The organism is Bacteroidales bacterium MB20-C3-3 (assembly GCA_035609245.1).
GTDB lineage: Bacteria > Bacteroidota > Bacteroidia > Bacteroidales > UBA932 > Bact-08.
Genome location: CP141202.1, coordinates 1,252,490 through 1,274,204, shown reverse-complemented (window position 1 = coordinate 1,274,204; position 21,715 = coordinate 1,252,490). Strand labels below are relative to the sequence as shown.

Below are 21,715 nucleotides of genomic sequence, written 5' to 3'. Positions count from 1 at the left end.
GATGTTTTTATACAGAAAAAATTATAATTAAGTTAACATTATTAACCTAAAAATTAAATTCATGCATTACTCACAAAAAAAGGCCGGAATGATGAAAGTGATCATTCTGTCGCTATTGGCCATTTTCCTTGTGTCTGGGAACATGTTTGCACAAAACATCAGTATACGGGGTAAGGTGGTCGACAAATCGGGGGAGCCCCTGATTGGTGTAACTGTTGTAATTGACGGAACAAGGACAGGAGTTGCTACTGAACTGGACGGCACTTACTCGATTAATGCTCCAGCGAATGCAGTTCTTCGATTTACTGCAATCGGTATGGAGGACATCAGAGAACAGGTAAATAACCGCACAGTTATTAACGTTACCATGAACGAATCTTCAATATTTCTCGAAGATGTTGTGGTAACCGCTCTCGGTATCAAGAAGGAGAGAAAGGCACTTGGATATGCTGTATCTGATATCAAGTCTGAGGAGTTGATGAAGAATAAGACAGCTAACCCTATTTCTTCACTTTCAGGTAAGATTGCCGGTGTTAACATCACACAATCTTCCGGAGCAGCAGGTTCCGGCGCACAGATTATCCTTCGTGGTGGTACATCAGGATCTGAGGGTAAAGACAATCAACCTTTGTTCGTAGTAGACGGTGTTATTTATGATAACTCTTCAACTCTGGTAGGTAACTCTGCGTTTGACGGTTCTTACAAAGCGGCATCCACTACTTCAAATCGTATCATGGACATAAATCCTGAGGATATTGAGAATATGTCAGTTTTGAAAGGTCCGGCAGCGTCTGCTCTTTATGGTTCGCGTGCAGCCAACGGTGTTGTAATTATTACTACCAAGAAGGGTAAAGAGGGCGTAGTTGAAGTTAATATTAACTCCAAATTATCCACCTCATGGGTAAAAAGCCTTCCTGAAGTTCAGAACGAGTACACCAGAGGGTACATGCAAGATCAATATGATAATCAAAAGAATTATCTGGGAACAGTTTTTAATGATTTTTCATACAATTCATGGGGAGAGAAATCTAATGCACAGACATTTGACAATATTGGAAACTTCTTCCAGGGAGGATTGATATATGACCAAAGTGCCAGCATAGCAGGTGGTACAAAAAATAGTAACTTCTACTTGTCGGGATCTTATTATGATCAGCAAGGTCTTGTACCTAAGACTGGGTATGACAAATACACATTCCGTTTCAATGGTGAACAGAGAGCAGGTATATTCACATTCAATGCTAATGCAGCTTACTCTCAGGCTCATACAGACAGGACCTTGACATCTGCAGGTCTTTATGGATCACAGGGAACAGGTGCTCTTTACGGTGTTTACAACTGGTCTCCGTTTGACGATATGACTAATTATATGAATGAAGACGGTTCTCGTTACAGGATGTTCGGTGAAAGGCTGGATCCATGGGAAGAGCGCGACAATCCATATTGGATTATTAACAGAAATAAAATGTTTGACGATACAGACCGTTTTACAGGCAGTTTAAGTGTAAAGGCTGATATTGCAGACTGGTGGTTCGTTCAGTACAGATTGGGTATTGACTCATATACTCAAACCAACTCAACTCGTATTGCACCCAAAGGCGCTATCAAACAAGTATGGCAAAATGGTATGATGAGTGACAACACTATGCGTTTCAAATATATGTCACACAATTTCATTTCGAATATGAATAAGAAATTCGGAGATTTTGACCTTAATTTGCTACTCGGTGCTGCTACAGATGATACCCAAACCAACAGTAACTTTATGATGGCATGGAACTTCTCTGTTCCGGATTTCTATTCTTATGCAAATGCTTCAACTGAGAACAAACAATTTGCTCGTTCTGCATCTCAGAAGCGATTGGTAGGTTTGTTCGGAGAATTCCGTGCATCCTGGAAGAATATAATTTACATGACAGTTACAGGACGTAATGACTGGACATCAACGCTTCCTGTTGAAAATCGCTCATATTTCTATCCATCTGTGAGTGGTTCGTTTGTGTTTACAGAGCTTCTTCCAAAGAATAGCATTCTAACTTTTGGTAAACTCAGAGCATCATGGGCAAAGGTGGGTAAAGATACAGGTGCTTATGAAACAAATACCTCTCTTTGGCCTGTAGGTATTTATCTTGGTGGTAAACTTGGTGTAGGTAACTCATGGACTCGCGGTAACCCTTATATTAAACCGGAAATGACAAAATCGACTGAAATAGGCGTTGAATTAAGCCTCTTCAAAGATCGTTTACGTGTTGACTATGCGTACTATACAAATGACTCTTATAATCAGATTTTGTCTCCTCGCGGACCTCAATCAACCGGTTATATATTCTGTTCAATCAATGCAGGAAATGTTTATAATAAAGGTATGGAGTTGACTATATCAGGTACTCCTGTTGAGACCAAAAACCTTAAATGGGACATTGGATTGAATGTAGCAGGTAACCGCGGTACTCTGGATGGTCTTCCTGCCGGCATGGATGTGATGTATGTTACTGATGTTCAGTATGCCGGAGCACAGGCTGCATCATTCAACGGTGGTAACTTTATGGCAATTGCAGGTACAGAGTGGAAGAGATATAAATATAATCCGGAAGATGCAAACTCTAAAAAAGAGCTGGATGGAAAACTTATTCTTGATGCAAACGGGATGCCTACCTACACAACTTCATTGTCAGAAGTAGGTAATCGTGAGGCGAAGTTCTCCGGAGGTTTAAATAATACTCTTACATGGAAAAATTTATCTTTCAACATGTTGTGGGAATTCAGAGTGGGAGGCGATGTTATAAATGGAACAAAATATGCTATGACTGCCAGCGGTGTTAGTAAATTCTCAGGCGATGTTCGTAACAGAGAACTTACAGTAACCGGTATTGATGCAAGCGGAAACGCTGTATCTAACACATGGAGTACCGATAAAACATACCTTTTTAATGGTGTAGAGACAAGCGGCTATAATATTATTCAAAGTTATTATACTTCGTATTATCCTAGAGAGACTGCCAACTACATTACTGATGTTAATTTACTTAGACTGCGTTCACTATCTGTAATGTATGATTTCCCAAAGAGATGGCTTGACAGAATAGGATTCATTAAACGTGCTTCTATTTCTGCTTCTGCAAACAATCTTCTTCTCTTTACAAACTACGAGGGAGATCCTGAGGTTGCTGCATCAGGCGCAGGTGTCGGAGGTTCATCTTCTGTTGGATTTGACTATTGTGGAGTACCTGCAACTTCAGGTATGACATTTGGTTTAAATTTAACTTTCTAAAAAAGTTTTAAATATTAAAATTTAATAATATGAAATATATTAAATCAATAATGACTTTGTGTGTCATAAGCTTGATGTCACTTTCACTGGTCTCTTGCAGCGACTGGCTCAATATAAATGTTGATCCTGAAAATCCTTCTTCTGAAAGTGCTACATATCAAACTCGTCTGGCACATATCGAATTTTATACCAACTCGGCAACTCAGTTTGCTGCTTGGCGTTCAAATATGTCCACAGGTGATTGGACCAGATACTTTAATGGAGGTACATACTGGAGCATGTCTTTCTGGAGTCCTCAAGTGGGAGCTGTGACCACACCATATCAGTGGTGGTTTGTAGGTGCTGCAAGTAACATTTCCTATATGTATGACAAAGCTATGGAGGCGGGAGCCTGGCATTATGCCGGAGTAGCTAAAGTTATCCGTGCATATGGATTTATGTTAATGACTGACCTTTATGGTGAAATGCCTTACACTGATGCAGTGGGTGAAAATGCAACTCCTAAATATGATAATGGAAAAACCATATACCTGGGCTGCTTAAATGAATTAAACGAAGGACTTGAACTTCTTGCTAAAACTCAGGATTCAAAACTTCCAACGTTGGCAGAGGGTGACTTTTGGAATAATGGGGATGTTGCCAAATGGATAAAATTTGGTAATTTGCTTAAGGCACGCTACTTGGTAAAACTAAGTAAAAAAGCGGCCGGAAACTATCTTGATGGTAAATATGACGCTGCGGCAATTCTTGATGCCCTTTCAAAAGGTCCTCAAAGCAATGCCGATAATACAATTATTTATCATACAGATGACAATGGTACAACTCATGACGTTCTTGGATGGAATGAACCTGTTGACTACTCTCCAATATATTCTGTTTGTGGTATGAATGCCGGTTATATGGTAACAGATATGCTATATAAAAACCTTACCAATTTTGCAGGTAGTGGTGTTGAAGACCCTCGTGCAGATAAAATTATTCCTTGGGCTGTTTCACAAAAGTCTGATAGCTCACCTGCTGGAATTAAATGGAGTGGTAAGTGGAGACGTTCACTTGGAGTTGATATTGTCACAAATAATTCTCCAAATCTTAATGGTGGGCCGCTAAGAGCCGGTTACACTGCAGCGAAGCATTGGTGGATTGATTCTTCTTCTCCGGCTAGAAAGGGTGATACTGTTTATGTAGAGGCCACAAGCACATCTAAAGGTTACGCTGCTAAGCAAGATCTACTTTTCAGAAGAGACGGAACTGATGCATCAAAGGAATCAGGCTCATTCTACTCAAGAGTTTCTTCCCCAACATACCTGGGTACATACTCAGAAGCTTGCTTTATAAAAGCAGAAGTATTATTCAACCAAGGTAATGCTACTGCTGCATTCACTGCATACAAAGAGGGTGTTAAGGCAAGTATGGAGCAAATGAATGTGACTCTTAACTCTTGGATCGCAGGAGATCCAAGCCTAGCAGATTGTCCTTCATTTACTCCTATGAGTCAGGCCGATATGGATTATTTCTTGAATAATGGTATTGGTACTGCAGGCAATCTTACTCTAGGTAAGATTCTTACTCAAAAACGAATTGCTCTACACTACTCAGTTGAAATCTGGAATGATATGCGTCGTTATGACTTTGATGAAGACTTATTCCACAATTGGGGTATTCCTGCATATCACGCTGTTAATGCAGCTGCGCAAAAAGGAATTCCTAACGGTAAACACTACCGCCGTTGGATTCAATGCTCACATGAACTTAACTACAACGCAGCAAATCTTCATGCAATAGGAGCAGAAGTTCCGGGTGCTAATATGGGGCTTACTCAATGGAATAGTGCTGATGATATTTGGACTATTCCGGTATGGTGGGATTCTGATCAGCAGTAATCTCATTTATCGAAAATAAATTAATCAAGGTGGTTTTTTAACCACCTTGTTTTTTTTAAAATTGTATCTTTGTTGAAACGACAAAAACAGATTGATATGTTTTCAAAAGATGTATATGCAAAAAGGAGGCGGGAACTTGCCTCAAGAATTAAGTCAGGAGTACTCCTTTTTCTTGGCAACTCAGAAGCCGGAATTAACTATATTGGAAATACTTACAGATTCCGTCAGGATTCTACATTCCTCTATTTCTTCGGGTTGGATGAACCGGATTTATCAGCTGTAATAGATATCGACAGCGGAGAGGAGATTATTTTTGGTAATGATGTTACAATAGATGATATAATTTGGATGGGTCCCCAGCCACTAATGTCAGAGAAGGCTTCACTGGTTGGTGTTAGAAATGTCAGGCCGGCCGCTCAACTGGAAGAGTATCTTTCAAGAGCAAAGTCTCTGGGCAGAGATGTTCATTTCCTCCCTCCATACAGATATTATAATCAGATACAGTTATTTAAATTACTCCAGGCCCCTTTTGACAAGCAGAGAGAGCTTGCATCGGAAGAGTTCATTAAAGGGGTAGTTGCCCTGAGAGAGATAAAAGACTCTCTGGAGATTGCTGAGCTTGATAAGGCTGCCGATATAGGATACGCAATGCACTATACAGCTATGAGAATGGCAAAACCGGGTATAGTTGAGCAAGAGCTCGTAGGGCTGATGGAGGGTATTGCAATCTCTAACGGCCATATGCCATCCTTTCCCATTATATTATCGCAGAACGGAGAGACGCTTCATAATCATACACATCATCAGACACTGACAGATGGTCGTCTTCTTGTAATTGATGCCGGTGCAGAGACAAATATGCACTATGCATCTGATTTTACAAGAACAATTCCTTCTGGCGGTAAGTTTACAGAGAGGCAAAGAGATATTTACAACATTGTTTCTGCTGCAAATGATATGGCAACCGCACTTGTAAAACCGGGAATAACCTATACCTCTGTCCATCTTGCTGCCGTAAGACTCATTACTCAAGGTCTTATAAATCTCGGCCTTATGATGGGTGACCCCGATGAGGCTGTTGCAGCCGGAGCACACGCACTCTTTATGCCACACGGACTCGGCCACCAGATGGGGCTTGATGTGCACGATATGGAGGATCTTGGGGAGAATTATGTAGGATACGATGAGGTGTACAAAAGAGCTACACAGTTTGGTCTTAAGTCTCTGAGGATGGGTAAGAAGCTCCGTCCGGGCCATGTAATAACAAACGAACCCGGCTGCTACTTTATACCTGCCCTTATTGAAAAATGGAAGAGTGAAGGTATAAACAAACAGTTTATTAACTTCTCAAAGCTTGAGGAGTACTATACATTCGGAGGTATCCGCATTGAGGATGATATTCTCGTAACAGAGAACGGCGCCAGACTGCTTGGTAAAAAGAGACTTCCAAATACTCCTGAAAAAATTGAGGCAGAGATGTCCCGTTAATCCGCGAACCTAAATGAAAAACTTCAAAAACTATTGCCATCTGCACAAATTTGCGCAGGTGGCAATTTTTGCCCTTATTCTATTTGCAACATCCTGTTCTAAGGAGGAGATTCCTGAGACAACAAGCAATCTCAACTCCATAACATCTTTCTACTTCTCAAAATCTGATAACCCGTCCCTCTCTGGTGAGGTGCCGAGTGTAGTAGCGGGTAGAGTTATATACTTAACTATTCCTGAGGGAATCTCCCTCTCCGGACTCAAGCCCGGCTTTACGATCTCTCCAAAGGCTACCATTTCTTACAATGGTTCTGAAATATCAAGCGGGAAGAGTTTAATTGATTTTTCAAACACTGTAACACTAAAGGTTAAATCTCAAAGCGGAAAGATTGCAGATTATAAAATACTGGTACAGACTGGAAAAGCTAACTTTGACAATGTACTCTACTCATTTATGGGTAAGTATTCAATTCCGGGAGTATCATATGCAATTACCAAGGATGAGGAGATTGTATACAGTAAGGGGCTCGGCTTTGCAATTGCAGAGAGTGATACCCGGGCAACTCCCGGCCACCTTTACAGATTGGCAAGTGTCTCAAAACAATTTACCTCATTATGTATAATGAAATTAATGGAGAGGGGGGAAATTTCTCTTGATCAGAAGGTCTTTGGTTCATCAGGGATTCTATCTTCAGAATTTCCCGGAGTAACAGAGAGAGCAGCCAGGGTTACAGTAAGACATCTGCTTGAGCATACCAGCGGATGGACCAGTAATCCGGATCCAATGTTTACCTCATCTTTCTCCGGTCAGACTCTGACCCAAAGGGTAGAGTATGTTCTTAAATCTAATCAGAGTGAACCCGGAACAGCCTTCAGCTATTTTAACATGGGATTTGGAATGCTGGGGATGATAATTGAAAAAATTTCAGGGAAAAAGTATGAGGCTTTTCTCAAGGAGATTTTAGCAGAAGCGGGAGTGACTGATATTCATGTAGGTGGTGACAGGGCAGGCCGCAGAGCAAATGAGGTTGTCTACTATTCTCAGGATGGAACCAACGGATACGGAAATGATATGAATGTCATTGCAGCGGCAGGGGGTGTTATTGCATCTATAGAGGAGATGATGAAACTTATGTTCCATATTGACGGCAGACCAAAGGTTGCTGATATTATTCAGCCGGCAACAAGAGGTATAATGCTCACTCCATCAGCTGTATATAATAGGTATGCACTCGGATGGCGGTGTAACCACAGCTCTCTCTTCTCCGGCTCCTGGTATCACTCCGGTAACCTGGCAGGTACAGCATCAATGTGGGTTATGGGTGCAGACGGATATAATTGTGTGGTGCTCTGTAACTCCAGGTCCTATATTGATGATTTTGACGACTCCATGTATGTAATGCTCAACAATCTCCTTAAGATGGCATCCTCAACCTGGCAATAACATAAAATAATCAATAAAATTAGCGCATTTGCTTGTTGTATATTTGAATTTTTATATCTTTACACTAGATTTGTGTTAACAAAATGTTAATTAAGCAAGTTTTTATTGCTACTTTTGCTTTGATAATAGATTTTATTAATATATTTACGCAAATTTTTAAACAATATATACCCAAGTCTAACCCTAATACTTAAACTTAACATTGTAGAAACTGAAAAATAATCAATTAAAGAGAAACAAAATCTAAATCAAATTAGAAAAGTCCGGTTGATAGCAAAGAGTGAAATTGTTGCTGCAAAAAAGAAAAATTCTTGTTGGCGAAAAACATTTTTCATATATTTGCACCTGTTAACCAGTAATGTAAAAAGATACCTAATCTACATTGAAACAAAATGTCCAACCAAATATTAACTAAAAATTTTAAAATGAAAAGTAAATTTAACTTCTTCGGTGTTTGCGTACTTACATGTGCGCTCGTTCTGTCACTGTTTTCGTGCACGAAGGATTTACAGGATCAGATTGACAAGCTTACTACAGATGTAGCAGCTCTTCAATCTGCAATTAACTCCGGTAAACTCGTTAAGTCCGTAAATCCTGTGGCCGGCGGTTATGATATTGTCTTCTCAGACAACAGTACAATCAGAATTAACCATGGTACAAACGGAACTAATGGTACTCCAGGTACTCCGGGTGCTGCAGGTTTCACTCCAATTATCGGTATAGATGCTGACGGTTACTGGACAGTTGTTGCATCTCAGGGTGCTACTCCGGTTCGTATCAAGAATGCAAGTGGCAACGAGGTTAAAGCCTCTATGTCAGATAACCTGACTTTGGTTGACAACTATCTTGCAGTAAACGGAACAAAGACTACTATCTACATTCCTAACATTGCTTATAATGCAGTTACAAGAACCCTTATGATCTGGGCTAAGAATGAAGATGGTACATCTACAATGTACAATGTTCCACTTGCAGACGAAATCGTTCTTACAACTGATATCGTAGGTCTGGTTTCTCCAATTGGACATACAAAAGTTCTACTTCAGTACGGTGCAGTTCCTAAGTCAACAGATGCTAACGCACCTTCTGCAGCAGCGCTTGCATTTGCAGGTGTTTCATATGGTCAATCACTTGGTTCTGATGCTGCTCTTCCTGTAATTGTTAACCCTTCAGCAGCTGCTATAGCAGGTTATACATTTGAAATAATTAAAGCTGATGGTACTCCATACGCTTTCCAGGGAACAATTGAGCCAGGTTATGATATTACTAAGACGTTCCAGCAATATTTAGCTCCTGCCGCTGGCGGATCAAATGCTCTTTACAGTATTAAATTAAATCCATCGTTAGCTCAGATTACTGCTCACCTTGGAACTTCAGCATCTAAAGAGACACATGAACTTGCTGTCCGTGCAACTAAAGCTGGTCGTGAAATTGTTTCAGGTTATCAATACTCAATTAAAGTTAAGAAAGCAGACGAGCAAGTTACTACTCCTTTGTTTGCTGAGTATTATTTGCCAACTGGTACAAGTGTAGACGCAATGAACCTTCTATCTTCAGTTCCGTTTACAACTATACCTAGCGCTGACTGGAATACTACATTTGTTGATTATGATGTTCAGCCTCTTCAATCTGCAAGTAATTTTTATAAAGTTGGTGTTTCTTACTCAACAACTCTTGCTACCAGTGAGGATGTTAAGCCATACATTACAATCAATCCTGCGAATAGCATAATTACAACTGCAGTGGGTCACCACTCTGTTGCTAACCTTAATGGAAGGGTTGCTAACTTTGTGTTGAGGACATTTGACTACACTGGTAAATATTTAGCTCAGCCAATAAAAGTTAACTACTTTACTGACCTTACAGCAACAATTCCTGATGCAGCTGCAATTAGTCATACTATTCAAGAAGATAATACTTCAACTACTGTAAATGAAGAGAAAGTTACAATAAATCTTGATCCTATGTTTACAGCTCTTGATGCTGCAGGAAAAACTGCTCTTTGGAGAGCTCATGCTGCAGATATGTTGCTTTCAACTAAAGTAGGTACAGTTACTTATAGTGGTAATGATCCTGTTCCTGCAACATCTCTTTATGCTCTGGGTATTGAATATCGTTTCTTAACACTCACAGGAGTTGCTACTACAAGTCCTGCGGATATTCGTAAAATTGAATTCCGTTTCAACCCTGCTAAAACAGTTCCTGGTACATACAACCTGAAATTCACATTTAAAGATGGTAGAATTGGAGTATCTATTCCGCAAAATCAGGCAGAACCATTCGGAACATTTACATTCAATATTCCTATTACATTTGCCAACCCATCTGCACTTCCATCTAATGTAACTGCTCTGTTGACTCATACAGCAGGTCTGTGGACTGGTAATAACCTTTCAGTATTTGGTAATAACACCAGCGTAGCCGGTCAAACAACTAATGGTATCAGATACAGCCTTACCGGTGCTTACTCACAACAAATGGTTACTGAGTTTGGTTGGGGTAGAGTAGAGTTTATTCCATCTGTTAAAACTGATCGTGAAGTTGTTGGTGAAGATGGTTTGACAGGTCTTGTTACAGCTAAACAGAATTATCTTGTTCAGAGAAAGACTTCTCCTGCTTCAGCAGCTTACACTACTCTTTACACTCCAAAAGATGTGATAGTTCGTTACTACTGGTTTGGAAATGCTAAAAACTATGTTGATCTTGAAACCATTACAGTAACAGCTAAGTCTCAAATTGTAGAGGGTAAACTGGTTAATCTTCTAAATAAGGATACAAATGCTGATGGTATAATGGATGCTCACGATCCACTTACTGTAACTCACGGAGTTGCCGGAACAAAGAACTTCGCTGACTACTTTAAGTTTACAGATTACTTTAACAATAATTTGACAATATTCGGTACACCTCATGCATCAGTTTACGATGTCAAGTTTGTAATTGATGCTCAGTATGACAATTTGCTGGATATTAATACAACAAATAAGACAGTTGCATCTAAGGTTTCACCACTTACTCCTATCACAGGTGACATAGTGGTACCGGTTAAAGTAAGAGTTAAAGATGTATTCGGACTTTGGTTTGAAGGAACAGTTAACGTTACAGTTAAGAAACCGTAATTAGAATTATTTCTTAGAACTATATTTGGTGGAACTGCCTCGGGAATTTTCCCGGGGCAGTTTTTTTTTATTGAAATTTCACACAAGTGAAATTGGGATATATTTATAGAAGTGGATTGAGATGACCCTGCTCTGAGAGATGGTAGAGTTCGCTAAGAATCATAGCGGTGGCGCCCCAGATAAATAGATTGTCGTAATCGTAGCCGGGGGCGGTAAGCCACTCTCCGGTGGGGCTTTGAAAATGTTTGGTAATTGCAAGATCTGGATTTAAAAGATTGATGGGAATAGTTGTATATCTGACAACCTCCCTGGGGTCCGGTTTGTAATGAATTTCCTGCCGTGATATGGCAAGGAGGGGGTATATAATAAAATTGCTTGGGGGAACATAGAGCTTTGTCAAAAAGCCGATAGTTTCTACCTGATTAGGGAGAATGCCCATCTCTTCACGAGCCTCTCTGAGGGCTGTTTCATAAAGAGTGGAGTCTGTTAAATCTCTTTTGCCGCCTGGTAGTGCCGCTTGTGCAGAGTGTATGCCGTTATAGCTGTTTCTGAGAATTATAAGAACTCTCCAGGTGCAGGCGATGTCAGGTATAAGTAGGAGAAGAACGGCAGATTCTCTGGCATCTGGAGGGGGTGGGATATCAAGAGACATATCCGCCCTCCTCTGGTGAGGAGCAAGGCGGATATGTGCATCTTTACCCGGTAATAGAAGTTTATTTATCAATTCCAACTCTGTTTAAAATAAACGCCCACTCAAAAGCAGTCTCCTTCACTCTGTCGTATCTGCCGGTTGCTCCGCCATGGCCGGACTCCATATTTGTATGTAGCAGAATGATGTTGTTATCGGTCTTGAGTGACCTTAGTTTTGCAACCCATTTTGCCGGTTCGTGGAACCCTACCTGAGAGTCGTTAAGTCCGCCTGTGGCAAGAATATTGGGGTAGTTCTGAGCAGTAACATTGTCGTATGGTGAGTACGAGAGCATATATTTATAATACTCCTCTTCGTTAGGGTTGCCCCACTCTTCATACTCCTGAGTTGTCAGTGGCAGAGATGTGTCAAGCATTGTGTTAATAACATCAACAAAAGGCACATGGGCAACGATAGTGTTGAAGAGGTCCGGCCTCATATTGGCTACTGCACCAACCAGTAGCCCGCCGGCACTTCCTCCCATTCCGGCAAGTTTCTCTGCCGATGTGTATTTGTCAGCGATAAGCTTCTCGGCACAGGCTATGAAGTCTGTAAATGTATTTTTCTTTTTGAGCAATTTGCCATCCTCATACCACTGCTCGCCAAGGTCGCTTCCTCCGCGGATCTGGGCAATGGCCAGTACAAAGCCCCGGTCTATAAGGCTATAGTAGGAAGGGCTGAAATATACATCTGAGCTTGATCCGTAACTGCCGTATGAATAGAGGAGGGCAGGATTTTTACCATTCATTTTAAGCCCCTTTTTGTACACGATAGCCATTGGAACCTCTACGCCATCCTGAGCTTTGGCCCATACTCTCTCAACAGTATAGTTGTCTGCGTTGAATCCTGAAGGGATCTCCTGCTCTTTGAGTTTCATGCTCTCACCTTTTGCAAGGTCATACTCGTAAAGAGTACTTGGTCTGTTAAGTGAGGTGTAGTTGTATCTTACAGTTGTGGCGTCAAACTCAGGGTTCCCGTTAAGACCTGCGCTGTAGACAGGTTCAGGGAATGTAATCTCTCCTGTAGAACTGTCTCTTAATGAGAAATATTTAAACTGGTTCAGGCCATTCTTTCTAAGGTCAACAACAACATAATCCTTTAAAACATCTATTCCTTCAAGCCTAACCTGAGGGTCGTGTGCTATAAATACCTTCCAGGTAGATTTGTCTCTGAATCCTGTTAGCGGAAGTTCATAAACCATTCCGTTAAGGTTGTTATTGTCTTTGTATCTTAAGAAATATTTATCGCTGTGAGCAATTACAGAGTAGTCCACACCCTGTTCGCGAGGGAGGAATACAACAGGTTTTGCCGATGGGTTTGATGCGTCCAGTGAAAGGTACTCTGTTGTATATGTGCTTGAAGAGATAATAAATATCTCTTTATCTGTTTTAGTCTTTGAAAGATACACATTATATCTGGCATCGTTCTCGGTGAAGATTACCTCATCACTTCCCATGCTCCCCAGTTTGTGCCTCATGACTTTGTATGGACGGAGTGCGTTGTCTACAAGTACATAGTAGAGAGTTTTGTTGTCGTTTGCCCATTCATATGAAGTGGCCATAGGGATATTTACACCAAGATCATCTCCCTTTTCAAGGTTTTTAACTTTGATTGTGTAGTCTGCAAAGGAACCTGTTTCGTTAAATGAGTATGCTGCAAGTTTGTTGTCCGGACTGATGCTGTATCCTGCAAATCTCATAGCCTTTTTACCCTCTGCCATCAGGTTAACATCAAAGAGGAGCTCTTCAACAGCCTCCGGGGTATTTGACTTTCTGAGGTAGACTCTGTATTGTTTTCCGGTCTCGGTTCTGCTATAGTAGTTATAGCCGTTCATAAGAACCGGATAGCTCTCGTCTACATCCTTTATTCTTCCGATAATCTCATTATAAATGGTCTCCTGAAGTCCCTTTGTTGAGGCCATTACGGAGTCTGTATAGTTATTCTCAAGGGTAAGGTATTCAATTACTGCCGGATTATTTTTATCCCTTATCCAGTAGTAGTTGTCCGTTCTCTCATTGCCAAATTCATTGAATACCTGAGGTATAATTTGAGCTACAGGTGGTTTTGGAAAGTCTGATTGTTTCAATATCTCTTGTTTTTTGGGTCCGCACGATGCTGCCAGCACCATTAGGCTCCCCATTGTAATTAGCTTAACGATTGTCTTCATATTTTAGTTCATTAAAAATTATCTTTTAATTCTGGGAGGAAAGTAATTGTACATTATATTTTCTATATGCCAGAACATTGGTGTTATGCCGGATCCTGCAGCAGGAGGAATTTTTGCAAAAACAATAAATGCAGGCTTTCCATTAAGTATCTCCTTAATTGTAACCTCAGTTTTATCCTTTTTGACAAGCTTGAAATCAGGGAGCTCAAGTCCATCTATATCCCCCTTATCCCATCCTTTAAATGAAGGCTCTTCTCCCTCATTATAAGATTTTTTACTATCCTTTTTAGCATTTTTTTCGTTTGCTATAAAGTCTTTCAAATAGTCATCAAGTGGACCCTTTGCACCTATTGTCCCCTTTCTGGCGGCAACATTAAGAATATTAAAGCTCATCTCATCATCTCGGTCGTTATTCTTTGCAAGTGCGTTGCTGAATCCTCTGATGTAAGCAATTACACCATTTTTATCAACCACCATTCCTGTGATACCATCATTTACCGGTATTGGTTGTACCGTATTCAGCCTCTTAAGAAAATCGGGCATCTCCTCAGGAGTATAGTAGAATTTCAGATGAGGGTATTCAGTTTCATCAAAAGCCTCCCTTGGAGAGTTTGTTACAATTACTATTGTCTCGTCCGGTGAATTCTTATACTTCTTAGGCATCTTTTGGGCGTTAATTGATGCAGGCAATACAAATATTGCAGCTAAAAGAATTGCTGCTAAGGATTTTGCAGTGTTTTTCATTTCTAATCGGATTTTGAGTTGAATAAAGATAATAATTATTGATAAAATCTTTATAACTTAGTTAATAAATTAATTTTCACTTATATGTATGAATCTATAAAAAGGAGAGTTCTCAATAAATGTGCATACTATACAAGTTTGGTAAAACTTATACCTATACTTAGAAAAGTTGAAGACTCTTTTCTCTTTATTGATTGCGGGGCAAATGTTGGAGATATAAGTTCCCTCTTTTTATCAAGAGGTGCAAAGGTTATTGCTTTTGAACCGGATCTGCTTGCTTTTTCCAGACTTCAGAAAAGGTTTTCCGGAGCTCAGAGGATAGAGTTAATAAATAAAGCTGTTGCCGATTCAGATGGTAAGGCAATGTTCTACTATCATAAAGAGAGGCTAAAAAGTGAAGGCGTTGAGTTTACCGTAAGCTCCTCTCTTCTGAGGGAGAAGATAAATGTTGACGGTGAGCATGGAATTGAGGTTGAGATTGTAGATTTATGCAAATATATTGATGATCTGGGCAGAAAAGTGGATATTCTTAAAATGGATATAGAGGGGGAGGAGATAGCTGTTCTAAATAAAATGATTGCCCAGAACACTTACAATAAAGTGGGCTTAATTCTGGTAGAAACCCACGAAACTAAAATCCCCGGCCACAGAGAGAAGGTAGCTGCACTGAAAAGGAGAATTCATGAGGAGGGTATTACTAATATTAAGCTTAACTGGATTTAACTTTTAAGGTTTGCGGCCGGTTATCTTCCCCGGTTGGTCGTCTGCCCTACCCACACCGCTGTAACACGCTGATTACCTAAACATAAGCAATCCACCTGTCAGATCACCTGACAGGTGGATTGTTTATACATTGATAATCTGAGACTTAGAACCGCACGGGTTGACAGGGATATTCGTATATGTGCTTATAAATCTAGCAATTGCAAATTGCTTTTTGAAAAACTATTTAAAAAACCAATTTTTAAATATCTAACTTCCTGTTAGATAAACGAATGTCACACTCAAACCACCGCCCTCTTCCTACCACTTCACCGCCTCCCTCCAAGTTTATATGGTGCTTTGCAGTTTATATTGCCATGTCCCTACCTGAATCAACCGAGACACGATGGAACCTCCGCCACAGCGAACAAAGTGAGCGAGGAGGAAAAGTTCCTGAGTGGCTGCGGGTGATTCAGGCAGGGATGAGGAGCATGTCTTTGAGCAAAGGAACCTCCGCCACAGCGAACAAAGTGAGCGAGGAGGAAAAGTTCCTGAGTGGCTGCGGGTGATTCAGTTAGGGATGAGGAGCATGTCTTTGAGCGAAGGAGTGAAGGCCGGAACTATTTCATCACTGATTCCCACACTGCTTTGCGAAGGGTGCCTTTGGCATCATCGGCATCATACTGCCAGTACATCATTCCTTTAAGGCCGAGCCCTTTTGCCCAGTTAGCTTTGTTCTCAATGCTCTGAGTGTTGTCATAACCGCAGAAGAAGACTCCGCTTTTTGTGACATATGGGGTTTTGGAAAAAGAGTCCCAGTTATCAATTTTATACACTGCTTTGTCAAGGGCCAGAATGGCGCTGTAGTTAAGCGACTGAGGCTTCTCGGAATAGGAGTGCCTTCCGTAGAATGGAATTCCCAGAACCATCTTATTATATTCAACTCCTGCATTTCTGTATGCGCTTACAGCTCGGGTGCAGTCCCAGTAAGCTCTTGAATCGCTTAATGCCGAGTGGTGTTTTGGTGCTGCATCCATATCGTATGTCATAATGTTAACAAAATCTACATACTGGTCAACTGCCTTTACATCAATGTATCGGTAACCTCCGGTGACAGCTCGTTTATCCATGACATATCCTGCGTATGTGAGAAGGTATCGGCTTCCAAGGGTCTCTCTAAGCTGTTTCATAAGAAGAATGTGGTTCTGTACATCCACTGCCGGGTCAGATGCTGCTCCGCTCCATGAGAGACCGGGAAACTCCCAGTCTATGTCAATTCCGTCTATTCCCCATTTTTCAATAAATTCAAGACAATCCTGAGCAAATGCTTTGCGGTATTCGTCTGACTTGGCAACAGCAGAGAATCCTCCGCCCTGGATATTGTCATAATTGTCTACTACATGGGTGAATGATACCAGTATTTTTAGATGAGGAAATTGCTTTTTCAGATCAACAATCTGCTTGAATCTGCTCTCATTACCCTGGAGTTTAAATCCCTGGTATTCTCCATTCCTTACATAAAGCTCTGCAAAGGCGTAGTTTATGTGGGTAATAATTCTTGCATCAGGAATGAGTGTCCCCCAGTATGTAACATAGGCCAGTGCAACCCTTCCCTCTTTAAGGGGTGCCGGTACATATGGTTTCTCTTCAGGTTTTGGTTGTGGAACAGGCTCTTTTTCGCAACTGAGCGGGATTGCCAGCAAGGCTGCTGCAATGAATATTGCAGGGAGAAGTTTTTTTGTCATTTGTTAAGCAGGGTTAATCGCAACAAAGTTATTAGAAAAATGCTTAGATAATAATTATCTTGAAAAAAATAATTGTAAGTATGATTGTAAAAAACACTATATTTGAAATGAATTATAAGTATATTTATAATAAATTATGAAAAGTCCAAAAATAATAATTGAAAGAGAGTCTTATATTAAGAGGATTGTGCCATTTATGAGAAAATCTGTGGTAAAAGTTCTGATTGGGCATAGAAGGGTGGGGAAAAGCTACATTCTCTTTCAGCTCATTGAGTTTATTAAGCGGGAGGAGCCCCTTGCAAATGTTATCTACATTAACAAAGAGGATATTGAGTATTCAGAAATCAAAGATTTTAGGGATCTCAATCAATATATCATTTCAAAATCCTGCAAGGAGAAGATGAACTATATATTTATAGATGAGATACAGGAGATAGCAGACTTTAGAATTGCTATCCGGTCTCTGGCGCTGGATGAAAACAATGATATTTACATCACCGGTAGTAATTCAAATTTATTTTCAAGTGATCTTGCAAATGAATTTGGAGGCCGATATGTTGAGTTTGTTATCTATAGTTTATCATATTTAGAATTTATAAATTTTCACAAACTTCAAAACGATGACTCCTCCTTAGAGCTTTACACACATTATGGCGGGCTTCCTTATTTGATGCATTTGCCCCTGAAAGAAGATGTGGTAATGGAGTATATCAATGGCATATACTCTACAATTGTACTCAGAGATGTTGTACAAAGGAAAGGGATAAGGAATACAATTTTCCTGGAACAACTCATAAGATTTCTCGCCGGAAATGTCGGGAATCTCTTTTCATCAAAAAAAATAAGCGATTTTCTTAAAAATCAGAAGGTAGAGATATCTCCCAATCAAGTATCAGAATATGCAAATTCTCTATCTGAAGCATTTGTTGTACACCGTCTGGGAAGATATGACATTATTGGTAAAAGACACTTTGAAAGAGGCGAGAAGTATTATTTTGAAAATCTTGGGATAAAAAATGCCGTAGCGGGATACAAAAGACAGGACAGAGCAGGGAGGTTAGAAAATCTTGTGTGTAATCACTTGCTATACTGTGGATATGATGTTAAAGTAGGTTCTTTTGATAACGAAGAAATTGATTTTGTTTGTACTAAATCAGGAGAGACAATTTATGTACAGGTTGCAATTGAGTTGACCAGAGAGGATACAATCAGCAGGGAGTTTGGTAACCTTCTTAAAATTAAAGACAACTACCCAAAAATTGTAGTATCTGGTGAGAAATCATTTGAAAATAGTTATGAGGGAATTGAGCATATTTATATCAGGGATTTTTTGTCTTCAACTTTGACTCACTCAGTCCTTAAGTAACTTTACCCAAAGTTGCTAATCTGCTGAAGTCTTTCTCTCTCAGACTGCCTCAGAAGCCAAGGATCTGACAAATTCAATTGCCTCCGGCATAAAGAGATTAAACCCGGATCTTAGTACATCTTCGTTCTCTTTGAGGAATGAGATGCTAAGCTCCGGGTTTATTGCTTTTGTTTTGTAGTGTGACATTATTTTGAGTGAATACTCTAGCCCTTCGTATGTGGAATATTGCTTTAGCCGGTTTGTCCAGATGAAGTGAAATATGAACCCCTTTACCCGCTCAGGCAGCCATCTGTAGTTAAGAGTGGCAGAGATATAGAAATTTGCCGCAAAGAGAGTGAGGGGGATGGAGTGGCTGTACCTCTTAAAGTCCGATGCCAGGAGGTAGTCAAAATACATATCGGCAATTATGCCGGAATATCTTCCGAAGGCAGGCCGAAGCAGCTCAACTGTCTCAATAAAGAGGGGATGACAGTCCGTAAACCGGTCAATTTCACGATGAAGCAGTATGCCTCTCCGGATGCCTTTAGGGTAGCTTTCGTATTGGCGTCCCTTTACAAAATCACCTATAAAATTACCCACCTGAAGCTGCCTGTCACCTCCGGAAAGATAGATGTGAGCCAAATAGTTCATAATTTCAAAAATAAGGCTATTTTTGCCGACTTTATTAATAAAAAAACATTATTTAATGAATCAGAAAAATGGAAATCCGGCAGTGGTAGGTCTGGCGGGGTTTGGATTGACAACGCTTTTACTGCAGTTTCACAACATCGGACTTTTGGGATTGGGTCCTGTACTCGCAATGGGAATCATCTTTGGAGGTTTGGCTCAAATGATAGCAGGCTTTCAGGAGCAGAAGATGGGCAATAATTTTGGATATTCGGCCTTTGTGGCTTACGGAAGTTTCTGGATAGGTCTTGGAATTATCTGGATACTGAATATCCTGGATGTTTATAAATCTTCCACAACAGATGTCGGGTATTTTATGCTTGCATGGACTCTCTACACTGTTATTATGTTCGTTGCCTCCCTCAGAGTGCATAAGGCAATGGCAATTACCTTTTTCTTACTGCTGATAGGATTTATCCTTCTGGTTGCAGGTCACTTTGGATATCCTGTTTTAAATGTTGTTGCAGGGTATGAGTTAATTTTCTGCGCATTAGGTGCATGGTATATGATGGCGGGCATTATCATTAATGATCTTGCAGGTAAAACGGTGCTGCCAATGGGAAAACCATTCCTTGAAAAAAGGTAAAAGGGCTTTAATACATAAAAGAGAGCAGGCAGTGATGCCTGCTTTTTTGTTATCTTTGAAAGATACTTGTAAAACAGCAATGAATACTGAGAATCTGTTATCCAATGGCGACATTAAGGAGATATATGCAAAATATCATTCATTGCTTTGTTTTTATGCATACAAGTACACAAAATCATACTCAGAAGCAGAAGATGTAGTCCAGTCTGTGTTTACCAGACTCATTGAAAGAAAAATCTCCCTGAGCAACGAAAATGCCTTGAAGTCATATCTTTTTTCTGCTGTAAGAAACTCTTCACTTAATCACATAAAAAGAGACGGCGTCAAAAAGCGGTTTGCTGATTATACTTTTTCTCAAGAGAGCGATGCTGATAACTCCGGTTATCTTATTGACAGAATTGAGACCGAAATTCTTTTTGAGCTCTTTTCCAGTCTTGATGAACTCCCAAAAGAGTGTAATAAAATTTTCAGATTAAGTTATATTGAAGGGATGAGTAATCAGGAGATTGCAGACAAACTGGGAATATCTGTCAACACCGTTAAAAGTCAGAAAAGCAGAGCAAAACAACTTCTAAAAGAGTCTTTGAAGGAGCTGTTTGTTATTGCAATGTTTCTGCTAAAAAATTACAATTAAAAAACTCCTGTTCCACCCTTTTTAAGTTTTCAGTTGTCCTTGATATAGAGGGCACTTATTTTTGTGTGTAAAAATATTGACAGAATAATGAAAGAAGAACAAATTAACAGAATTAAGTCGCTGCTGACAAAAAACTTATTGTCAGAACTTGATGAAATTGAAAAGAGAGAATTGAATAGCTGGAGAGAGTTCTCTGAAGAGAACGAGGAGCTATATAACAGACTTCAAAACAGAGAGTATATAAAGAGCAGATACAAAGACTACAATAGGATCTCATCTAAAAAGAGAGCTTTCTTTTTTAGTCCGATGCTCAGGAGGATAGCAGCTGTTCTGGTAATAAGTCTCATTGTCGCTTTGTCTGCATACCAGATTATTATAGAGATAAACGAGCAGAAAACTATAGACCGGAATATGCATTTTGAAGATATTACTCTGATTGTGGATGGCTCCAGAATAATAAGTTTAAACTCCATAGAAGATAGTACAGACATTGAAAATGTGTGTGTGAAAATAGACCGGAATACAATTAAGTACTATCCTCAGAAGAGCAAACGAGTGGCAGTGCATCGTATAGTTGTCCCGGAAATAAGGCTTTTCAAAATTATTCTCCCTGATGAATCTGTTGTATGGTTAAATTCAAAAAGCTCATTGTCATATTCCACAAATTTCAAAGGGTCATCAAGGATTGTAAATCTTGATGGAGAGGGATTTTTTGATATTGCAAAAGATAGTTCAAGACCATTTAGCGTAATTACAGATGGTGCAAAAGTCAGTGTAACAGGGACTCAGTTTAATGTAAAAGCTTATAGCGAGGACAATAAAATTGCAGCCACACTCGTTGAGGGGAGAATCAATATTGGATATTTAAACAGTATGGGAGAGAAAGAGGGCTATGACATGAAAATTGGGGAACAGTCTCTATACAATAAAAAGGCTGGAGGGTTAGAGGTAACCGATGTCAATACAGCTATATACACTTCATGGAAAGAGGGTGTGTACTTTTTTGATAAACAAAGACTTGAGGATATTATGAGAGACTTGGCAAGATGGTACGGTCTTGAAGTAATATTTAAAGAGAGCTCTGTTAAGGAGAGAGTGTTGTCCGGAAAACTCAGCAGGGAGGAGAGTCCGGAGGAGTTGCTCAATACTTTTGCCAGGATGGTCCCGGGACACATTAAAATTGATGGAAGAACCGTAACGATATACTAATTTATTACC

15 protein-coding genes are annotated in these 21,715 nt (G+C 40.0%); 10 read left to right on the top strand and 5 right to left on the bottom strand.

The window, feature by feature from the left end:
* Nucleotides 1-88 precede the first annotated feature (88 nt).
* The 5 genes from U5907_05745 (at nt 89) to U5907_05725 (ending at nt 11,199) form a co-directional block, all read left to right on the top strand.
* Nucleotides 89-3,271, top strand: coding sequence for a SusC/RagA family TonB-linked outer membrane protein (locus U5907_05745; GenBank protein ID WRQ32085.1), 3,183 nt, complete (start codon nt 89-91; stop codon nt 3,269-3,271).
* Nucleotides 3,272-3,300: 29 nt separating this feature from the next.
* Nucleotides 3,301-5,151, top strand: coding sequence for a SusD/RagB family nutrient-binding outer membrane lipoprotein (locus U5907_05740; protein ID WRQ32084.1), 1,851 nt, complete (start codon nt 3,301-3,303; stop codon nt 5,149-5,151).
* Nucleotides 5,152-5,247: 96 nt separating this feature from the next.
* Nucleotides 5,248-6,639, top strand: coding sequence for an aminopeptidase P family protein (locus U5907_05735; GenBank protein ID WRQ32083.1), 1,392 nt, complete (start codon nt 5,248-5,250; stop codon nt 6,637-6,639).
* A 13-nt stretch (nt 6,640-6,652) separates the two neighbouring features.
* The gene (locus tag U5907_05730; protein ID WRQ32082.1) at nt 6,653-8,080 is read left to right on the top strand and encodes a serine hydrolase domain-containing protein; all 1,428 of its coding nucleotides are present in this window, start codon (nt 6,653-6,655) and stop codon (nt 8,078-8,080) included.
* Between the two features lie 425 nt (nt 8,081-8,505).
* On the top strand, nt 8,506-11,199 hold the full coding sequence (locus U5907_05725) for a hypothetical protein (GenBank protein ID WRQ32081.1): 2,694 nt from the start codon (nt 8,506-8,508) through the stop codon (nt 11,197-11,199).
* A 103-nt stretch (nt 11,200-11,302) separates the two neighbouring features.
* Here the strand turns inward: U5907_05725 and U5907_05720 are convergent, their stop codons facing one another.
* The 3 genes from U5907_05720 to U5907_05710 are packed head-to-tail and all read right to left on the bottom strand — an operon-like array spanning nt 11,303 to nt 14,798.
* Nucleotides 11,303-11,923 (bottom strand): CoA pyrophosphatase, encoded by a 621-nt coding sequence (locus tag U5907_05720; protein WRQ32080.1) that lies wholly within the window; start codon nt 11,921-11,923, stop codon nt 11,303-11,305.
* Nucleotides 11,913-14,054 (bottom strand): S9 family peptidase, encoded by a 2,142-nt coding sequence (locus U5907_05715; protein WRQ32079.1) that lies wholly within the window; start codon nt 14,052-14,054, stop codon nt 11,913-11,915. The genes U5907_05720 and U5907_05715 overlap by 11 nt, the downstream gene beginning before the upstream one ends.
* Before the next feature lie 18 nt (nt 14,055-14,072).
* Nucleotides 14,073-14,798: a hypothetical protein gene (locus U5907_05710; GenBank protein ID WRQ32078.1), complete on the bottom strand. Its 726-nt coding sequence runs from the start codon at nt 14,796-14,798 to the stop codon at nt 14,073-14,075.
* Between the two features lie 84 nt (nt 14,799-14,882).
* Between U5907_05710 and U5907_05705 the strand changes: the two genes are divergently transcribed.
* Complete coding sequence (locus U5907_05705; protein ID WRQ32077.1) at nt 14,883-15,521, top strand: FkbM family methyltransferase; 639 nt, start codon at nt 14,883-14,885, stop codon at nt 15,519-15,521.
* 599 nt (nt 15,522-16,120) lie between these two features.
* Here U5907_05705 and U5907_05700 read toward each other — a convergent pair.
* Nucleotides 16,121-17,245, bottom strand: a complete 1,125-nt coding sequence (locus U5907_05700; GenBank protein ID WRQ32076.1) for a glycosyl hydrolase family 18 protein — start codon at nt 17,243-17,245, stop codon at nt 16,121-16,123.
* A 136-nt stretch (nt 17,246-17,381) separates the two neighbouring features.
* Here U5907_05700 and U5907_05695 point away from each other — a divergent pair, with 136 nt between their 5' ends.
* Nucleotides 17,382-18,611, top strand: a complete 1,230-nt coding sequence (locus tag U5907_05695) for an ATP-binding protein (GenBank protein WRQ32075.1) — start codon at nt 17,382-17,384, stop codon at nt 18,609-18,611.
* A 39-nt stretch (nt 18,612-18,650) separates the two neighbouring features.
* On the opposite strand, the gene U5907_05690 is transcribed toward U5907_05695, so the two are convergent.
* Nucleotides 18,651-19,241, bottom strand: a complete 591-nt coding sequence (locus U5907_05690) for an ACP phosphodiesterase (protein ID WRQ32074.1) — start codon at nt 19,239-19,241, stop codon at nt 18,651-18,653.
* 55 nt (nt 19,242-19,296) lie between these two features.
* On the opposite strand from U5907_05690, the gene U5907_05685 reads away from it, so the two are divergent.
* The 3 genes from U5907_05685 (at nt 19,297) to U5907_05675 (ending at nt 21,706) form a co-directional block, all read left to right on the top strand.
* Nucleotides 19,297-19,863, top strand: coding sequence for an acetate uptake transporter (locus tag U5907_05685; protein ID WRQ32073.1), 567 nt, complete (start codon nt 19,297-19,299; stop codon nt 19,861-19,863).
* Nucleotides 19,850-20,497, top strand: a complete 648-nt coding sequence (locus tag U5907_05680) for an RNA polymerase sigma-70 factor (GenBank protein WRQ32072.1) — start codon at nt 19,850-19,852, stop codon at nt 20,495-20,497. The genes U5907_05685 and U5907_05680 overlap by 14 nt, the downstream gene beginning before the upstream one ends.
* A gap of 87 nt (nt 20,498-20,584) precedes the next feature.
* Nucleotides 20,585-21,706, top strand: a complete 1,122-nt coding sequence (locus U5907_05675; GenBank protein ID WRQ32071.1) for a FecR family protein — start codon at nt 20,585-20,587, stop codon at nt 21,704-21,706.
* The last annotated feature ends 9 nt before the right edge of the window (nt 21,707-21,715 follow it).